The sequence below is a fragment of the Pseudomonas triticicola genome (genome assembly GCF_019145375.1).
GTDB classification, from domain to species: Bacteria; Pseudomonadota; Gammaproteobacteria; order Pseudomonadales; family Pseudomonadaceae; genus Aquipseudomonas; species Aquipseudomonas triticicola.
The window spans coordinates 613,752-627,845 of the sequence record NZ_JAHSTX010000002.1 but is presented as its reverse complement, the minus strand read 5'-3'; the positions used below and the strand labels follow the sequence as shown (position 1 = coordinate 627,845).

Genomic DNA, 14,094 nt, shown 5'->3' with positions numbered 1-14,094 from the left:
TCATGCCACTTTCCGCCACTTGCGCACACTATAGGAATGCGCCCACCACACCGTCAAGGCGCGGATTAAAGGAAAAGCCTTACAGAACGGAGATTTAGCGACGTAAAAGGAGGCTCAACGAGAATCTGACGTGAAGTTTCGACCAATAACTTGATGCAGCACTGAAAGCTGCGCTCGAAAGTTAAAGTAGTTTGTTAAGAGTAAGATTTTTTCGGTATTACAAAGGCGCTTCGGCTGTTGATTGAAGCAGGGTGGGAAAAGGCTATTACCGCGTTTGCCGCTGCCGGAATTTCAGACCAGGCCGGCTGATATTACACAGCCGCGTCTTTTTTGTTTCAAGCAGGGAAAGAAAAAGGTGGAGAGTCGATCTGTAAGCCGGGTTCTGTCTTGAACAGTCATTCGTCTACGATGGCCATCACTGGACATCTTTAGCAACCTACCCGGTCCCAGCGCGGGCCACGCCTTGGGACCCTATTTGGTCTTGCTCCAAGTGGGGTTTACCTAGCCACGAACTGTTGCCAGACGTGCGGTGCGCTCTTACCGCACCTTTTCACCCTTACCGGCGCTTGCGCGCTTAGGCGGTTATTTTCTGTGGCACTTTCCGTAGGCTCACGCCTCCCAGGCATTACCTGGCACTTCGCCCTATGGAGCCCGGACTTTCCTCCCCCCCCTAATTTTCATAGAGGGCAGCGACTGTCCGATCGACTCTCCGCCGCGAAGGTTAACGGCAGAGCGCCGGAAGAACAAGCGCTAAAACCCTCAGGAACGCCATGGGCGACGGCTTACACGCCTTTCTGTTTATCCAGCGCGACCTGATACAACACGTTTTTGCGCTCGCCAGTGATTTGCGCTGCCAGTGCGGCGGCGCGCTTGAGCGGCATTTCCTCAAGCAGCAAATCGAGGATGCGCATGGCTTCGCTGCTGACCGCGTCCTCCGACTCCGGCGCCGTCCAGCCGGCCACCAGAACCACGCACTCGCCGCGCTGCTGATTGCTGTCGGACTCGACGAACGCACGCAGTTCGCTGAGCGGCAGGCCTTTGAGGGTTTCGAAGGTTTTGGTGATTTCCCGCGCCAGCAGAGCCTGACGCTCGCCGCCAAACACCGCTTCCATATCCTGCAGGCATTCGAGAATGCGATGCGGCGCTTCATAGAAAATCAGCGTGCGCGGCTCTTCTTTAACCGCTTCCAGACGCGCCTTGCGCCCGACCGACTTGGCCGGCAGGAAACCTTCGAAGATAAAACGGTCGGACGGCAATCCCGCCGCCGACAGCGCCGCGATCAAAGCGCAGGCACCCGGCACCGGCACCACGTTGATGCCGGCCGCACGGGCCTGACGCACCAGGTGATAACCCGGATCGGAGATAAGCGGCGTGCCGGCATCGGAGATCAGCGCGACGTTGTCGCCCGCCAGCAACCGGGTAATAAAGCGGCTACCCTCATCCCGTTCGTTGTGTTCGTGACATGCGGCCAGCGGCGTACCAATGCCGAAGTGCTGCATCAGGCGCGCCGAATGCCGGGTGTCTTCCGCTGCAATCAGCGCCACTTCACGGAGGATTTTCAAGGCCCGGGCGCTGATGTCGTCCAGGTTGCCGATGGGCGTCGCCACCACATAAAGCGAGCCAGCAGCGGAATTCAAAGGACCTGGAGCAGTCAAAGCGCACACCTCGTGATCGGTAAAAGCGGCCATTGTAGCGCGTCATGAGGCTTGCGATGCGCTCCGGCCGAGTGCGGTTTTTCGCCCGGTTGTGCGCTGCCGCAACATTTACTCCAGCTAAATTGACCGATTCACGCCAGTAACATCGCGCCCCGGCCAGTGCTTGGGTACAATTCCACGCTAATTTGATCGAGTATCAGGAACACTTACATGATCGCTTGCCTGCGGCTGTTCACTGCCCTCTGCCTCGCTGCCTTGTTGGCCGCGTGTGCCAGCTCCCCTTCCTCCAGCCTTGGCGAACTTCCACGGACTCCGGACGCCAGCATCGAGCAACTGCTCGAACAGGCTGCCCAGGCTAAAACCCCGGAACAAGCCGCCCTGCTGCGCCTGAGCGCAGCAGACCAGGCTTATCGCCAAGGCAATGCCGGCCAGTCCGCGCAAATCCTGCAACAAGTGCCGGTGGAGCAACTCAAGCCAGGCCAGCAGATTTTCGCCAATACGCTGTCCGCCGAACTGGCCATGACGCGCAATCAGCCTAAAGCTGCGCTGACCGCCCTGAGCCATCCGAGCTTCCAGAAGCTCAGCGAAATGCCGGAAGAGCAGCAAGTGCGCACTGGCACTGTTCACGCCCGCGCCCTTGAAGCCGATGGCCAGACGCTGGCCGCTGCCCGTGAGCGTGTGTTCATTGCACCGATGCTGGAAGGCGAAGCGGCGAGCAAGAACCACGAAGCGATCTGGACCCTGATCGCGTCGCTGCCAACCGATCAATTGCAACCGAACAACACCGACGATCTCGGCGGTTGGATGGCTCTGGCGCAAGCGGTGAAAACCGCAGGCACGCTGGAACAGCAACAAGCCGCAATCGACAACTGGCGTGCGCAGAATCCAAAGCACCCGGCGGCTGTCAACCTGCCGCTGCCATTGACCAAACTCAAGGAACTGGCCAGCCAGCCACTGAGCAAAATCGCCCTGCTGCTGCCACAGGACGGCCAATTGGCGTCGGTCGGCAAAGCGCTGCGTGAAGGCTTCATGGCCGCGCATTATCAGGCGCAACAGGCCGGCCAGAACCCACCTGCCATCGAGTTCTACGACAGCTCGAAGCTGACCTCGATGGACGAGTTCTATCGCAAGGCCCAGGCTGACGGCGTGCAACTGGTAGTCGGCCCACTGGAAAAACCACTGGTCAAGCAACTGAGCACTCGCCCGCAACTGCCGATCACCACCCTGGCGCTGAACTACAGCGAAGGCGAGCAAGGCCCGGCGCAACTGTTCCAGTTCGGTCTCGCTGCTGAAGACGAAGCTCGCGAAGTTTCCCGTCGCGCTCGTGCCGACGGCCTGCATCGCGCCGCGATCATGGTGCCGAAGGGCGAATGGGGCGATCGCGTCCTGCGTGCCTTCAGCCAGGACTGGCAAGCCAATGGCGGCAGTATCGTTGCCACCGAGCGTGTCGATCAGCCGGTGCAACTGGCCCAGCAGATCGCCGACATGTTCCAGCTGCGTCAGAGCGAAGCTCGCGCCAAGAGCCTGCAGAATGTTGCCGGCACCAATGTCGCCGCGCAGCCTTCGCGTCGCCAGGACATCGAATTCATCTTCTTGGCCGCCACGCCGCAACAGGCCCAGCAGATCAAGCCGACCCTGAACTTCCAGTACGCCGGTGACGTGCCGGTCTACGCGACTTCCCACGTGTACAGCGCAAGCGGCGACGTCAATCAGTACAACGACATGAACGGCATTCGCTTCTGCGAAACCCCATGGCTGCTGGAAACCAGCGATCCGCTGCGCCAGCAGGTGGCTGCGCAATGGCCGCAAGCCAATGGCAGCCTCGGTCGCCTGTACGCCATGGGCGCCGACGCCTATCGCCTGGCACCGCGCCTCGGCCAACTCAAGGCCCTGCCGGACAGCCGCATCGAAGGTCAGTCGGGCAGCCTCGGCATGACCCAGACCCAACGCGTAGTGCGCCAGCTGCCATGGGCACAGTTCGTCAGCGGTCAGGTGCAGCGCCTGCCGGACACACCGCGCTGATGCCCGACAGGTCACGCTCGCAAAGCGGCAAGGATGCCGAGCGCCAAGCGCTCGAACATCTGCAACAACAAGGTCTGCACCTGTTGGCGCAGAACTGGTTATGCAAACGCGGCGAGCTTGATCTGGTCATGCTTGATGGCGATACAGTAGTATTCGTTGAAGTTCGCTACAGAAAAAACACTCAATGGGGTGGCGCGCTCGCCAGTATCGACGAGCGCAAGCAGCAGAAACTGATCTTTGCAGCACAGTATTTTCTTCAGCGCGAGTCGCGTTGGGCCAATTCCCCCTGCCGCTTCGATGTGGTGGCGATCGACAGCCACCCGAATCAGCTGAACTGGTTGCAGAATGCTTTCGACAGTTGATCGCCTGCACCCTGCCCTGTTTTCGTCCGACACATTTTGCTCTTTGCTTTGCCGGCTGCACATTCACGTGCCGAACAGCCGCGCCACTTAAGGTCACACAGATGGACATGCAATCCCGAATTCGCCAGCTTTTCCAGGCCAGTATCGACACCAAGCAACAGGCGATGGACGTACTTGCACCGCACATCGAGCAAGCCAGCCAGATCATGGTCAACGCCCTGCTCAACGAAGGCAAAATGCTCTCGTGCGGCAACGGTGGTTCGGCCGGCGATGCCCAGCATTTTTCTTCGGAGCTGCTCAACCGCTTCGAGCGCGAGCGTCCGAGCCTGCCGGCGATTGCGCTGACCACCGACACTTCGACGATCACCTCGATCGCCAACGATTACAGCTACAACGAAGTGTTCTCCAAGCAGATCCGCGCGCTCGGCCAGCCGGGCGATGTGTTGCTGGCGATTTCGACCAGCGGCAACTCGGCGAACATTATTCAAGCGATCCAGGCCGCACATGATCGCGAAATGATTGTCGTAGCTTTGACCGGACGCGATGGCGGCGGCATGGCGTCGCTGCTGTTGCCCGAGGACGTCGAGATTCGCGTACCGGCCAACGTCACTGCACGTATTCAGGAAGTCCACTTGCTGGCGATCCATTGCCTTTGCGATCTGATCGACAGCCAACTGTTCGGGAGTGAAGAATGACCCCTAATCGCCTTGGCCTTCTGGCCTTGACCCTGTGCCTCGGCATCAGCGGCTGCACCTCGGTGGTGAACGCCAGCCGTGAAGCGCCGATCGAAGACGACCGTGGCACGCGCACCTTCGGCAGCAAGATCGACGACTCGCTGATCGAAACCAAAGCAGGCGTGAACATCGCCAAGGCCGATCCGGCACTGGACAACGACTCGCACATCGTCATCACCAGCTTCAACGGCGTCGTCCTGCTCGCCGGCCAGACTCCGCGCGAAGACCTCAAGGCCAAAGCCGAACAGGCCGCCGCCAACGTCCAGCGCGTGAAGAAGGTGCACAACGAACTGCAAGTGCTGCAACCGTCCTCCCTGCTCGCGCGCCAGAACGATGCGTGGCTGACCACCAAGATCAAGACCCAGATGCTCACCGACGCCAGCATTCCTGGCTCGCGCATCAAAGTCGTGACCGAGAACGGCATCGTCTACCTGCTGGGCCTGCTGACCAAACAGGAAGCCACTCAGGCAACCAATCTGGTTCAGGGTGTGTCTGGTGTGCAGAAGATTGTGAAGCTGTTCGAATACATCGACTGACCTGATTACACAGAAACTATGGAGCGTGTAGGAGCTGACGAGTGCAATGAGGCTGCGATCTCTTGATCTTGCTTTTAAAGATCAAAAGATCGCAGCCTTCGGCAGCTCCTACACGACCAACGCAGACACAAAAAAGGCGATCCATCCGGATCGCCTTTTTTTATTTCACAACCTTCAAACTTGGCCGGCCACTCGGGCGTGGCGGCTCGCTGCCCGGTGGCGGCGAGTCGTCATCCGGATCGATGTCTTCCTCGTCGTCCATCGGCAACTCGAGGTCAAACACCATGCCCTGGCCGTTCTCCCGGGCGTAAATACCCAGGATCGCGCTGATCGGCACGTAGAGACTGTGCGGAACACCGCCGAAGCGGCCTTCGAACGTCACCACGTCGTTATCCATGTGCAGATGACGCACGGCACTCGGCGAGATGTTCAGGACGATCTGGCCGTCACTGGCAAAACCCTGTGGCACCTGCACCGCCGGGTACTCGGAGTTGACTAGCATGTGCGGGGTGCAATCGTTATCCACAATCCACTCGTAGAGCGCGCGGACCAGATAAGGTCGACTGGAGTTCATAGCGGCTCCTTAAGCCTTAGCGCATATCGCGTTCGACACCAGACAGACTCGCCTGGAAAGCCTCACGCGCAAACTGGCGCTCCATATAATCAAGCAGCGGCTTGGCCGGCCGCGGCAGTTCAATACCCAGAATCGGCAAACGCCAGAGTATGGGTAATAGGCAGCAATCCACCAGACTTTGTTCCTCACTGAGGAAGAACGGCTTGTCGGCGAACAGCGGCGAAACGCCGGTCAGGCTTTCGCGCAGTTCCTTGCGCGCCACGACCCGTGCAGCCTCTTTGCTCTTGGGATCCAGAATCAGATCCACCAGCCCGCACCAGTCACGCTGAATCCTGTGGATCAGCAGACGGCTGTTGGCCCGCGCCACCGGATAAACCGGCATCAGCGGCGGGTGCGGGTAACGCTCATCCAGATACTCCATCACCACGGTCGACTCCCACAACGCCAGGTCACGATCGACCAGCGTCGGCAGACTGCCGTAAGGGTTCACCTCAATCAGTTTAGGCGGCTGGCGGCCCGCTTCCACGTAAATGATTTCGGCGCTGACACCCTTCTCTGCAAGCACGATGCGCACTCGGTGGGAATAGTGGTCGGCGGGGTCGGAGTAACAGGCCAACCGATTGGTCACGCCCATGGCGATCCTCCTCGCTTGTTGAATTTGTCGGAACCGGAAAAACGCGCGCGCCCAGAGGGCACCTCCCGCAGGGTCTGACTGAGCAGATCCTGCTTTAGCGGAGGCGCCCTTGGGCGCGCGCGATTAACAGCAATGCTTGAAGCGTATCAGTGCACGTCTTTCCAGTATTCACGCTTGAGCAGGTAGGCGAACACAAAGAAGAACGCCAGGTACAGCAAGACATAAGTACCGATGCGCTGATGTTGCAGCTTAACCGGGTTAGCCGAGTAAGCCAGGAAGGTTACCAGATTCTTGACCTTCTCATCGAACTGCTCTTCGTTCAGAGCACCGGACTTCGGCACGATGGTCAACTGATCGCACGCTTCATGGGTCAGCGGCGTGCCGGTCAGCGGATCGTATTGCTTCTTGCCGTCTTCGACGATCTGCACCTGTTTGCAGCCGACGACCTGACGACCTTGCAGGCCGACCAGCACGTTAGGCATGCCGACGTTCGGGAAGACCTTGTTGTTTACGCCCCATGGACGCGCCGGATCTTCGTAGAACGACTTCAGGTAACCGTAGAGCCAGTCGGTGCCACGTACCCGCGCTACCAGAGTCAGGTCCGGCGGCGCTGCACCGAACCAGGTCTTGGCGTCGGCCGGCTGCATGCCGATGTTCATGTGGTCGCCAATCTTGGCACCGGTGAACACCAGCTTCTCCAGCATCAGCTCGTGCGGGATGCCAAGGTCATCGGCGACGCGCTCGTAACGCTGGAACTTGGCACTGTGACAACCCATGCAATAGTTGGCAAAGGTCCGCGCACCATCCTGCAGGGCGGCTTTGTCGGAGACGTCGATATCGACACTTTCCAGTTCCGGACCATGGCCCCCGGCAGCAAAAGCCAGGGAAGGCAGCGCAGTAAAAATCAGAGCAAGAAATAACTTTTTCATCAGCCAGTCACCCTTTCCGGAACCGGTTTGGTCTTCTCGAGCCGGGTGTAGAACGGCATCAGAATGAAGTAGGCGAAATACAGGAAGGTGCAGACCTGCGACAGCAACGTGCGCCCCGGCGTCGGCGCAAGAACGCCGAGGATGCCAAGAATCACGAAAGAAATGCAGAACACCACCAGCCAGATTTTGCTCATCCAGCCCTTGTAGCGCATCGATCTCACCGGACTGCGATCCAGCCATGGCAGCACGAAAAGCACCGCAATCGCCGCGCCCATGGCGATAACACCCATGAGCTTGTCCGGGACCGCACGCAGGATTGCGTAGAACGGAGTGAAGTACCAGACCGGGGCAATGTGCTCAGGCGTCTTGAACGGGTTAGCCGGCTCGAAGTTTGGTTTTTCGAGGAAGTAGCCGCCCATTTCCGGGAAGAAGAACACGATGAAGCAGAAGATGAACAGGAACACCACAACGCCGACAATGTCCTTCACCGTGTAGTACGGGTGGAACGCAATGCCGTCCAGCGGGATGCCGTTTTCGTCTTTGTGCTTCTTGATATCGACGCCGTCAGGGTTGTTCGAACCGACTTCGTGCAGCGCCAGAATGTGCAACACCACCAGACCGAGAATCACGATCGGCAGCGCGACAACGTGCAAGGCGAAGAAGCGGTTCAGGGTGATTCCGGAGATCAGGTAGTCACCACGAATCCACTGGGTCAGGTCATCGCCGATCAGCGGAATCGCGCCGAACAGCGAGATGATCACCTGGGCGCCCCAGTACGACATCTGGCCCCACGGCAGTAGGTAACCCATGAACGCTTCGGCCATCAGCGCCAAGTAGATCAGCATGCCGAACACCCAGACCAGCTCGCGCGGTTTTTGGTACGAACCGTAGAGCAGACCGCGGAACATGTGCAGATAGACGACGATGAAAAACGCCGAGGCGCCGGTCGAGTGCAGCAGACGCAGGATCGAACCGTACTCAACGTCGCGCATGATGTATTCAACGGAAGCAAACGCCTCTTCTGCCGACGGCGTATAGCTCATCGTCAGCCAGACGCCGGTGACGATCTGGTTGACCAGCACCAGCAGCGCCAGCGAGCCGAAGAAATAGAAGAAGTTGAAGTTTTTTGGTGCGTAGTACTTGCTGAGATGGTCTTCCCACATCTTGGTCGCGGGAAAGCGCGCATCAACCCAATCCATGAACTTGCTCATCACGCTTTCTCCGTATCGACGCCAATGACAATCAGGTCATCGGTCTCATAGGAATGCGGGGGAACTGGCAGGTTCAAAGGCGCAGGTTGCGACTTGTAGACGCGGCCAGCCAGATCGTAGTGGGAACCGTGGCACGGGCAGAAATAGCCGCCTACCCAGTCCTTGCCCAGATCCGCAGGTGCCACTTCGGGACGGAAGGTCGGTGAGCAACCCAGGTGCGTACAGATCCCGATCAGCAGGAGAATTTCCGGCTTGATCGAGCGTACTTCAGGGTCGACATAAGTGGGTTGCGTGGAGTTTTTGGAGGTCGGATCGGAGAGCTGACCCTCGATCTTCTTGAGATTCCCCAGGATTTCCTCGGTACGGCGGACAATGAACACCGGCTGGCCGCGCCATTCAGCAATCATCTGCTGGCCTGGCTCGATTTTGCTGACATTCACTTTCACCGGTGCACCGGCAGCTTTCGCCTTGGCACTGGGAAACCATGACCCCACGAACGGGACCGCAGCCCCCACCGCTCCTGCAGCACCCACCACGGATGTGGCTGCCACCAGGAAGCGACGCCGGCCTGCATTCACGCCGTCATTGCTCATTCAGTCCTCTCCCATCAGCTTTTTTGGCCTGTTAAATCAGGCGTCTACTAAATAAATCAAATGTTACTTATAAAAATTTTGCCCGAATGGTAATGAAAACCCCCAATTCTGACAAGGTTAATTCCCCGGGGCTCAGCCCCTTAAGCCTTGGAGTATAGGGGGTCTACGGCTGTGGCAAGTTGTCACAACGCAATTCTTTGATAAATCGCAGACATAAAAAAACGCCCGCTTCCGTGAGGAGGCGGGCGTTCTTTTTGAACGCGGAAGCGGAATTAACGCTTCGAGTACTGCGGACGCTTACGCGCTTTACGCAGACCAACTTTCTTACGTTCAACTTCACGGGCGTCGCGGGTAACGAAGCCAGCTTTGCGCAGAGCGCTACGCAGGGTTTCGTCGTAGTCCATCAGAGCGCGAGTGATGCCGTGGCGGATTGCGCCAGCCTGACCACTTACACCACCGCCGATCACGGTGACGTAGATGTCGAACTTCTCGACAGTCTCGGTCAGCTCCAGCGGCTGACGAACTACCATGCGGGCAGTTTCGCGGCCGAAGAAGTTATCCAGCGAACGGTTGTTGATGGAGATGTTACCAGTACCCGGACGCAGGAAAACGCGTGCGGTTGCGGTCTTGCGACGGCCAGTGCCGTAATTTTGAGTCGCCGACATAATGAACTATTCCGTTAAATCTTCAGTTCTTGGGGCTGCTGAGCAGTATGAGGGTGTGCAGCGCCCGCATAGACTTTCAGCTTACGGTACATGTCGCGACCCAGTGGGTTTTTAGGCAGCATGCCTTTAACCGCGGTCTCGATCACGCGCTCAGGGGCTTTGGCGATCAGCTTTTCAAAGTTGATCGACTTGATGCCGCCCGGGAAACCGGAGTGGGAGTAGTACATTTTGTCAGTGGTTTTAGCGCCGGTAACACGGATCTGCTCGGCGTTGATGACGACGATGTAGTCGCCGGTGTCAACGTGAGGAGTGTACTCAGGCTTGTGCTTGCCACGCAGACGGCTCGCGATTTCGGTGGCCAGACGACCCAGGGTCTGACCAGCAGCGTCGACGACAAACCAGTCGCGCTTTACTGTTTCCGGTTTAGCAGTAAAAGTTTTCATTCTTTATAGCCTCAGGGGCCGCCTGTAAATAAGACGGCGGATCTTACTGAATAGTGCGTACTTTGACAAGTCAAAGGCAGCCGGATACAGACGCTTTCGGGGGCTCGGGTCGGCGCGTCCGTTCAACGGCAAGATTCTTCGGCGGCGGCGCATCACTTCCACTGCAGAAAGAGGTCGGCAATTATGCAGATTGCGAAAAATTTTTCAACCTGCTTTTATGATTGTTTTGCCCAAGGAGCACCCGATGGACTATCGCCAGCTAGGCCGTACCGACCTGAACGTGAGTGCAATCTGCCTCGGCACCATGACCTGGGGCGAGCAAAACACTGAGGCTGAAGCCTTCGCCCAGATTGAACGGGCCAAAGAGGCCGGGATCAATTTCCTCGACACCGCCGAAATGTATCCGGTGCCGCCCAAAGCCGAAACCTACGCCACCACCGAGCGCTACATCGGCAATTACTTCAAGAATCGCGGTGACCGTGCCGACTGGATCCTCGCCAGCAAGATCGCCGGCCCCGGCAACACCATCGACTACATCCGCGACAAGAACCTGCGCCACAACCGCCAGCACATCACCGAAGCACTGGACGGCAGTCTCAAGCGCCTGCAGACCGATTACATCGACCTGTACCAACTGCACTGGCCGGAACGCAGCACCAACTTTTTCGGACAGCTGGGCTACAAGCACAAGATCGAAGCCAACCTGACGCCGCTGGAAGACACCCTCGAAGCCCTCGACGAACAGGTGAAGGCCGGCAAGATCCGCCACATCGGTCTGTCCAACGAGACGCCGTGGGGCACCATGCGCTTTCTGGCTCTGGCCGAAGCCCGTGGCTGGCCGCGTGCGGTGTCGATCCAGAACCCGTACAACCTGCTCAACCGCAGCTTCGAAGTCGGCCTGGCCGAGATCGCCATTCGCGAACAGTGCGGCCTGCTCGCCTACTCGCCACTGGCGTTCGGCTTCCTCTCCGGCAAGTACGAAGGCGGCGCCCGTCCACCGAAAGGCCGTCTGAGCCTCTACAGCCGCTTCAGCCGCTATTTCAACCCGCAATCGGAGGCAGCGTGCAGCCGTTACGTAGCCCTGGCCCGTGAACACGGTCTGGACCCGGCACAAATGGCCCTGGCCTTCGTGACCCAGCAGCCCTTCGTCACCAGCAACATCATTGGCGCGACGACGCTTGAGCAACTGGACAGCAACATTGCCAGTTTTGATCTGAAACTGTCCGATGAAGTGCTGGCCGGGATCGAGGCGATTCACAAGGATCATCCGAATCCGGCGCCGTAACTGACCGCCAAAAGCTTCGCGAGCAGGCTCGCTCCCACAGTGGAACACTGTACCTGTGGGAGCGAGCCTGCTCGCGAAGGGGCCAGTCGGATTACCTCAACAGCGGAACGCGGAGCGTCCCCGGCGGCGTTCCCACGCAGAGCGTGGGAACGATCATCAGAGCGACCGCGCAATAATCTCCTTCATGATTTCATTGGTGCCGGCATAAATCCGCTGCACCCGCGCATCCGCCCACGCCCGGGCCACCGGGTATTCCCACATGAAGCCGTAGCCGCCATGCAGTTGCACGCATTCGTCGAGCACTTTGCATTGCAAGTCGGTGACCCAGTATTTGGCCATTGCCGCCGTCGGCACATCGAGTTTGCCTTGCAGGTGCAGCTCCAGGCAGCGGTCAACGAAGACCCGGCCGATCTGGATCTCGGTGGCTATTTCGGCCAGTTTGAAGCGGGTGTTCTGAAAATCGGCAATCGCCTTGCCGAACGCCTTGCGATCGCGGGTGTAATCCAGCGTCCATTGCAGCGCTGCCTCGGCCGAGGCCAGGCCGCCGATAGCCACGGTCAGACGTTCCTGCGGTAACTCCTGCATCAGATAGGCAAACCCGGCACCCGTTTGGCCGAGAAGGTTTTCCTTCGGCACGCGCACGTCCTGGAAGAACAGTTCCGAGGTGTCCTGCGCCTTCATGCCGACCTTCTCCAAGCGCTTGCCCTTCTCGAAGCCCGGCGTATTAGCCTCCACCAGAAACAGACTGGTGCCCTTGGCGCCAGCCTTGGGATCGGTCTTGGCCACCACGATCACCAGGTCAGCCAGAAAGCCGTTGGTGATAAAGGTTTTTGAACCGTTGATCACATATTCGTCACCGTCGAGCACCGCCGTGGTTTTCACCCCTTGCAGGTCGGAACCGGCGCCAGGCTCGGTCATGGCGATCGCCGTGACCATTTCCCCTGAGACCAGTTTCGGCAGGTATTTGTGTTTCAGCGCCTCGCTGCCGTAATGCAGGATGTACGGTGCGACGATGTCCGAGTGCAGCGAAAAGCCGATGCCGGTCAGTCCCAGACGCCCGACTTCTTCAATCACCACGGTGCTGTAGAGGAAATCCGCGCCGAGTCCGCCGTACTCTTCCGGCAGATGCGAACAGAGCATCCCCGCCTCCCCCGCCTTGTTCCACAGCGCGCGGTCAATGTGTCCCTGCTTCTCCCACTGCGCGTGATACGGCACGGCCTCTTTCTCGAGGAAAGTTCGCACGCTGTCGCGGAACAATTCGTGCTCGGAGCTGAACAGGGTTCTGGGGATCATGCGGCACCTTTCTTTATTGTTGGAGGGATACGGCTCTCAGAGACTAAGCCCGACTCCTGCTACGGGACACTGGACACATCCGACAAAAAATAAGACGATCCAGCCGTCTGGTGACCACTTTCCCTTATAAAAACAAAACAAAACAAAAGTTGAATTATGTCTAAGCACGTCTCCCCGCCCTTGCGGCGCGTCAGCATCCTGGCCATCGACCGGGTTTTCGCTTACACCCTCATGCAGGCCAAGGATTTTTTCCATGTGGCCAGCCTGCGTTACGGCAAACAACTGGGCCACGGCCTGACACCGGCGTTCGAAACGCGCCTGGTCAGCCCGGATGGCAAACCGGTAAAAAGCTTCAGCGACGTGGTCATGCCGGTCGACGGTGGCCTGGAAAACGCCGATGTGATCATCCTCCCGGCGTTCTGGGACGACTTCGATACGCTGTGTGGCCGTTACCCGCAAATCCTGCCGTGGCTGCGCGAACAGCATGCGCGCGGCGCGGTGTTATGCGGCGAAGCCACCGGGGTGTTCTGGCTCGCCGAAGCCGGGCTGCTCAACGGCAAGGAAGCAACCACCTACTGGCGCTTCTTCAATGCCTTCGCCGAACGTTTCCCCAAGGTCTATCTGAATCAGGACAAGCACCTGACCGATGCTGACAATCTGTACTGCGCCGGCGGTACGACCTCGGCCTGCGATCTCTATATCTATCTGATCGAACGCTTCTGCGGCGCGAACGTGGCGCAAGCCGTGGCCCGCGACATCCTCTACGAAGTGCAGCGCAGCTATTCGCCGGGACGTATCGGTTTTGGTGGGCAGAAGCTGCATCAGGACGTGATCATCCTGCAGATCCAGCAATGGCTCGAAGAACATTTCGCCGACAAATTCCGCTTCGAAGACGTCGCCCGCGAGCACGGCATGAGCATCCGCAACTTCATGCGCCGCTTCCAGACCGCCACCGGCGACAAACCGCTGCACTACTTGCAACGCCTGCGCATCGAGACGGCCAAGGGCTTGCTTTCGGGCACGCGCAAGAGCATCAAGACCATCAGTTATGAGGTCGGTTACGACGATGCGAGCTTTTTTGCGCGATTGTTCCGCCAGCACACCGAACTGTCGCCTAACCAGTATCGGCAACAGTTTCAGCAGGCTGCGTAAACTTCC

At 58.7% G+C, this 14,094-nt stretch carries 15 protein-coding genes and 1 other RNA gene; 6 read left to right on the top strand and 10 right to left on the bottom strand.

The window, feature by feature from the left end; all coding sequences use genetic code 11:
- Positions 1 to 355: 355 nt before the first annotated feature.
- Together rnpB and rsmI are read right to left on the bottom strand one after the other, a co-directional pair.
- An RNA gene (gene rnpB / locus KVG85_RS24705) (RNase P RNA component class A) lies at positions 356 to 709 on the bottom strand.
- 73 nt (positions 710 to 782) lie between these two features.
- Positions 783 to 1,688, bottom strand: a complete 906-nt coding sequence (rsmI, locus tag KVG85_RS24700; RefSeq protein ID WP_016773267.1) for a 16S rRNA (cytidine(1402)-2'-O)-methyltransferase — start codon at positions 1,686 to 1,688, stop codon at positions 783 to 785.
- A gap of 177 nt (positions 1,689 to 1,865) precedes the next feature.
- Between rsmI and KVG85_RS24695 the strand changes: the two genes are divergently transcribed.
- The 4 genes from KVG85_RS24695 (at position 1,866) to KVG85_RS24680 (ending at position 5,309) form a co-directional block, all read left to right on the top strand.
- Positions 1,866 to 3,677, top strand: coding sequence for a penicillin-binding protein activator (locus KVG85_RS24695; RefSeq protein ID WP_016773266.1), 1,812 nt, complete (start codon positions 1,866 to 1,868; stop codon positions 3,675 to 3,677).
- Complete coding sequence (locus KVG85_RS24690; protein ID WP_122603711.1) at positions 3,677 to 4,039, top strand: YraN family protein; 363 nt, start codon at positions 3,677 to 3,679, stop codon at positions 4,037 to 4,039. Before KVG85_RS24695 ends, KVG85_RS24690 begins: the two co-directional genes overlap by 1 nt.
- A gap of 101 nt (positions 4,040 to 4,140) precedes the next feature.
- Positions 4,141 to 4,734 (top strand): phosphoheptose isomerase, encoded by a 594-nt coding sequence (locus KVG85_RS24685; protein ID WP_008082788.1) that lies wholly within the window; start codon positions 4,141 to 4,143, stop codon positions 4,732 to 4,734.
- The gene (locus KVG85_RS24680; RefSeq protein WP_024014250.1) at positions 4,731 to 5,309 is read left to right on the top strand and encodes a BON domain-containing protein; all 579 of its coding nucleotides are present in this window, start codon (positions 4,731 to 4,733) and stop codon (positions 5,307 to 5,309) included. Before KVG85_RS24685 ends, KVG85_RS24680 begins: the two co-directional genes overlap by 4 nt.
- 160 nt (positions 5,310 to 5,469) lie before the next feature.
- Here the strand turns inward: KVG85_RS24680 and KVG85_RS24675 are convergent, their stop codons facing one another.
- The 7 genes from KVG85_RS24675 to rplM form a co-directional block, all read right to left on the bottom strand.
- Positions 5,470 to 5,883, bottom strand: coding sequence for a ClpXP protease specificity-enhancing factor (locus KVG85_RS24675; protein ID WP_016773263.1), 414 nt, complete (start codon positions 5,881 to 5,883; stop codon positions 5,470 to 5,472).
- Positions 5,884 to 5,899: 16 nt separating this feature from the next.
- A complete protein-coding gene (locus tag KVG85_RS24670) occupies positions 5,900 to 6,517 on the bottom strand; it encodes a glutathione S-transferase N-terminal domain-containing protein (protein ID WP_007961620.1) in 618 nt (205 codons plus the stop codon).
- A gap of 146 nt (positions 6,518 to 6,663) precedes the next feature.
- Positions 6,664 to 7,446 (bottom strand): cytochrome c1, encoded by a 783-nt coding sequence (locus KVG85_RS24665; protein WP_016773262.1) that lies wholly within the window; start codon positions 7,444 to 7,446, stop codon positions 6,664 to 6,666.
- Complete coding sequence (locus tag KVG85_RS24660; RefSeq protein ID WP_016773261.1) at positions 7,446 to 8,657, bottom strand: cytochrome b; 1,212 nt, start codon at positions 8,655 to 8,657, stop codon at positions 7,446 to 7,448. Before KVG85_RS24660 ends, KVG85_RS24665 begins: the two co-directional genes overlap by 1 nt.
- Entirely contained in the window at positions 8,657 to 9,250 is a 594-nt protein-coding gene (gene petA / locus KVG85_RS24655) for a ubiquinol-cytochrome c reductase iron-sulfur subunit (RefSeq protein ID WP_007917031.1), read from the bottom strand. The genes KVG85_RS24660 and petA overlap by 1 nt, the downstream gene beginning before the upstream one ends.
- Before the next feature lie 272 nt (positions 9,251 to 9,522).
- Positions 9,523 to 9,915, bottom strand: coding sequence for a 30S ribosomal protein S9 (gene rpsI, locus KVG85_RS24650; RefSeq protein ID WP_003228056.1), 393 nt, complete (start codon positions 9,913 to 9,915; stop codon positions 9,523 to 9,525).
- 14 nt (positions 9,916 to 9,929) lie between these two features.
- Complete coding sequence (gene rplM / locus KVG85_RS24645) at positions 9,930 to 10,358, bottom strand: 50S ribosomal protein L13 (RefSeq protein ID WP_003228062.1); 429 nt, start codon at positions 10,356 to 10,358, stop codon at positions 9,930 to 9,932.
- 244 nt (positions 10,359 to 10,602) lie between these two features.
- Here rplM and KVG85_RS24640 point away from each other — a divergent pair, with 244 nt between their 5' ends.
- The gene (locus tag KVG85_RS24640) at positions 10,603 to 11,643 is read left to right on the top strand and encodes an NADP(H)-dependent aldo-keto reductase (protein WP_016773260.1); all 1,041 of its coding nucleotides are present in this window, start codon (positions 10,603 to 10,605) and stop codon (positions 11,641 to 11,643) included.
- A 156-nt stretch (positions 11,644 to 11,799) separates the two neighbouring features.
- On the opposite strand, the gene KVG85_RS24635 is transcribed toward KVG85_RS24640, so the two are convergent.
- Positions 11,800 to 12,936, bottom strand: coding sequence for an acyl-CoA dehydrogenase family protein (locus KVG85_RS24635; protein WP_217865267.1), 1,137 nt, complete (start codon positions 12,934 to 12,936; stop codon positions 11,800 to 11,802).
- A 255-nt stretch (positions 12,937 to 13,191) separates the two neighbouring features.
- On the opposite strand from KVG85_RS24635, the gene KVG85_RS24630 reads away from it, so the two are divergent.
- The gene (locus KVG85_RS24630) at positions 13,192 to 14,088 is read left to right on the top strand and encodes a GlxA family transcriptional regulator (RefSeq protein WP_163012735.1); all 897 of its coding nucleotides are present in this window, start codon (positions 13,192 to 13,194) and stop codon (positions 14,086 to 14,088) included.
- Positions 14,089 to 14,094: the final 6 nt, after the last annotated feature.

What these genes read in the sequence shown, in the direction of transcription:
- KVG85_RS24660 (WP_016773261.1), bottom strand. Translation starts at nt 8,657, where the DNA reads ATGAGCAAGTTCATGGATTGGGTTGATGCGCGCTTTCCCGCGACCAAG.
- rpsI (WP_003228056.1), bottom strand. Translation starts at nt 9,915, where the DNA reads ATGTCGGCGACTCAAAATTACGGCACTGGCCGTCGCAAGACCGCAACC.
- petA (WP_007917031.1), bottom strand. Translation starts at nt 9,250, where the DNA reads ATGAGCAATGACGGCGTGAATGCAGGCCGGCGTCGCTTCCTGGTGGCA.
- KVG85_RS24640 (WP_016773260.1), top strand. Translation starts at nt 10,603, where the DNA reads ATGGACTATCGCCAGCTAGGCCGTACCGACCTGAACGTGAGTGCAATC.
- KVG85_RS24635 (WP_217865267.1), bottom strand. Translation starts at nt 12,936, where the DNA reads ATGATCCCCAGAACCCTGTTCAGCTCCGAGCACGAATTGTTCCGCGAC.
- KVG85_RS24670 (WP_007961620.1), bottom strand. Translation starts at nt 6,517, where the DNA reads ATGGGCGTGACCAATCGGTTGGCCTGTTACTCCGACCCCGCCGACCAC.
- KVG85_RS24685 (WP_008082788.1), top strand. Translation starts at nt 4,141, where the DNA reads ATGGACATGCAATCCCGAATTCGCCAGCTTTTCCAGGCCAGTATCGAC.
- KVG85_RS24680 (WP_024014250.1), top strand. Translation starts at nt 4,731, where the DNA reads ATGACCCCTAATCGCCTTGGCCTTCTGGCCTTGACCCTGTGCCTCGGC.
- KVG85_RS24675 (WP_016773263.1), bottom strand. Translation starts at nt 5,883, where the DNA reads ATGAACTCCAGTCGACCTTATCTGGTCCGCGCGCTCTACGAGTGGATT.
- rplM (WP_003228062.1), bottom strand. Translation starts at nt 10,358, where the DNA reads ATGAAAACTTTTACTGCTAAACCGGAAACAGTAAAGCGCGACTGGTTT.
- rsmI (WP_016773267.1), bottom strand. Translation starts at nt 1,688, where the DNA reads ATGGCCGCTTTTACCGATCACGAGGTGTGCGCTTTGACTGCTCCAGGT.
- KVG85_RS24690 (WP_122603711.1), top strand. Translation starts at nt 3,677, where the DNA reads ATGCCCGACAGGTCACGCTCGCAAAGCGGCAAGGATGCCGAGCGCCAA.
- KVG85_RS24665 (WP_016773262.1), bottom strand. Translation starts at nt 7,446, where the DNA reads ATGAAAAAGTTATTTCTTGCTCTGATTTTTACTGCGCTGCCTTCCCTG.
- KVG85_RS24695 (WP_016773266.1), top strand. Translation starts at nt 1,866, where the DNA reads ATGATCGCTTGCCTGCGGCTGTTCACTGCCCTCTGCCTCGCTGCCTTG.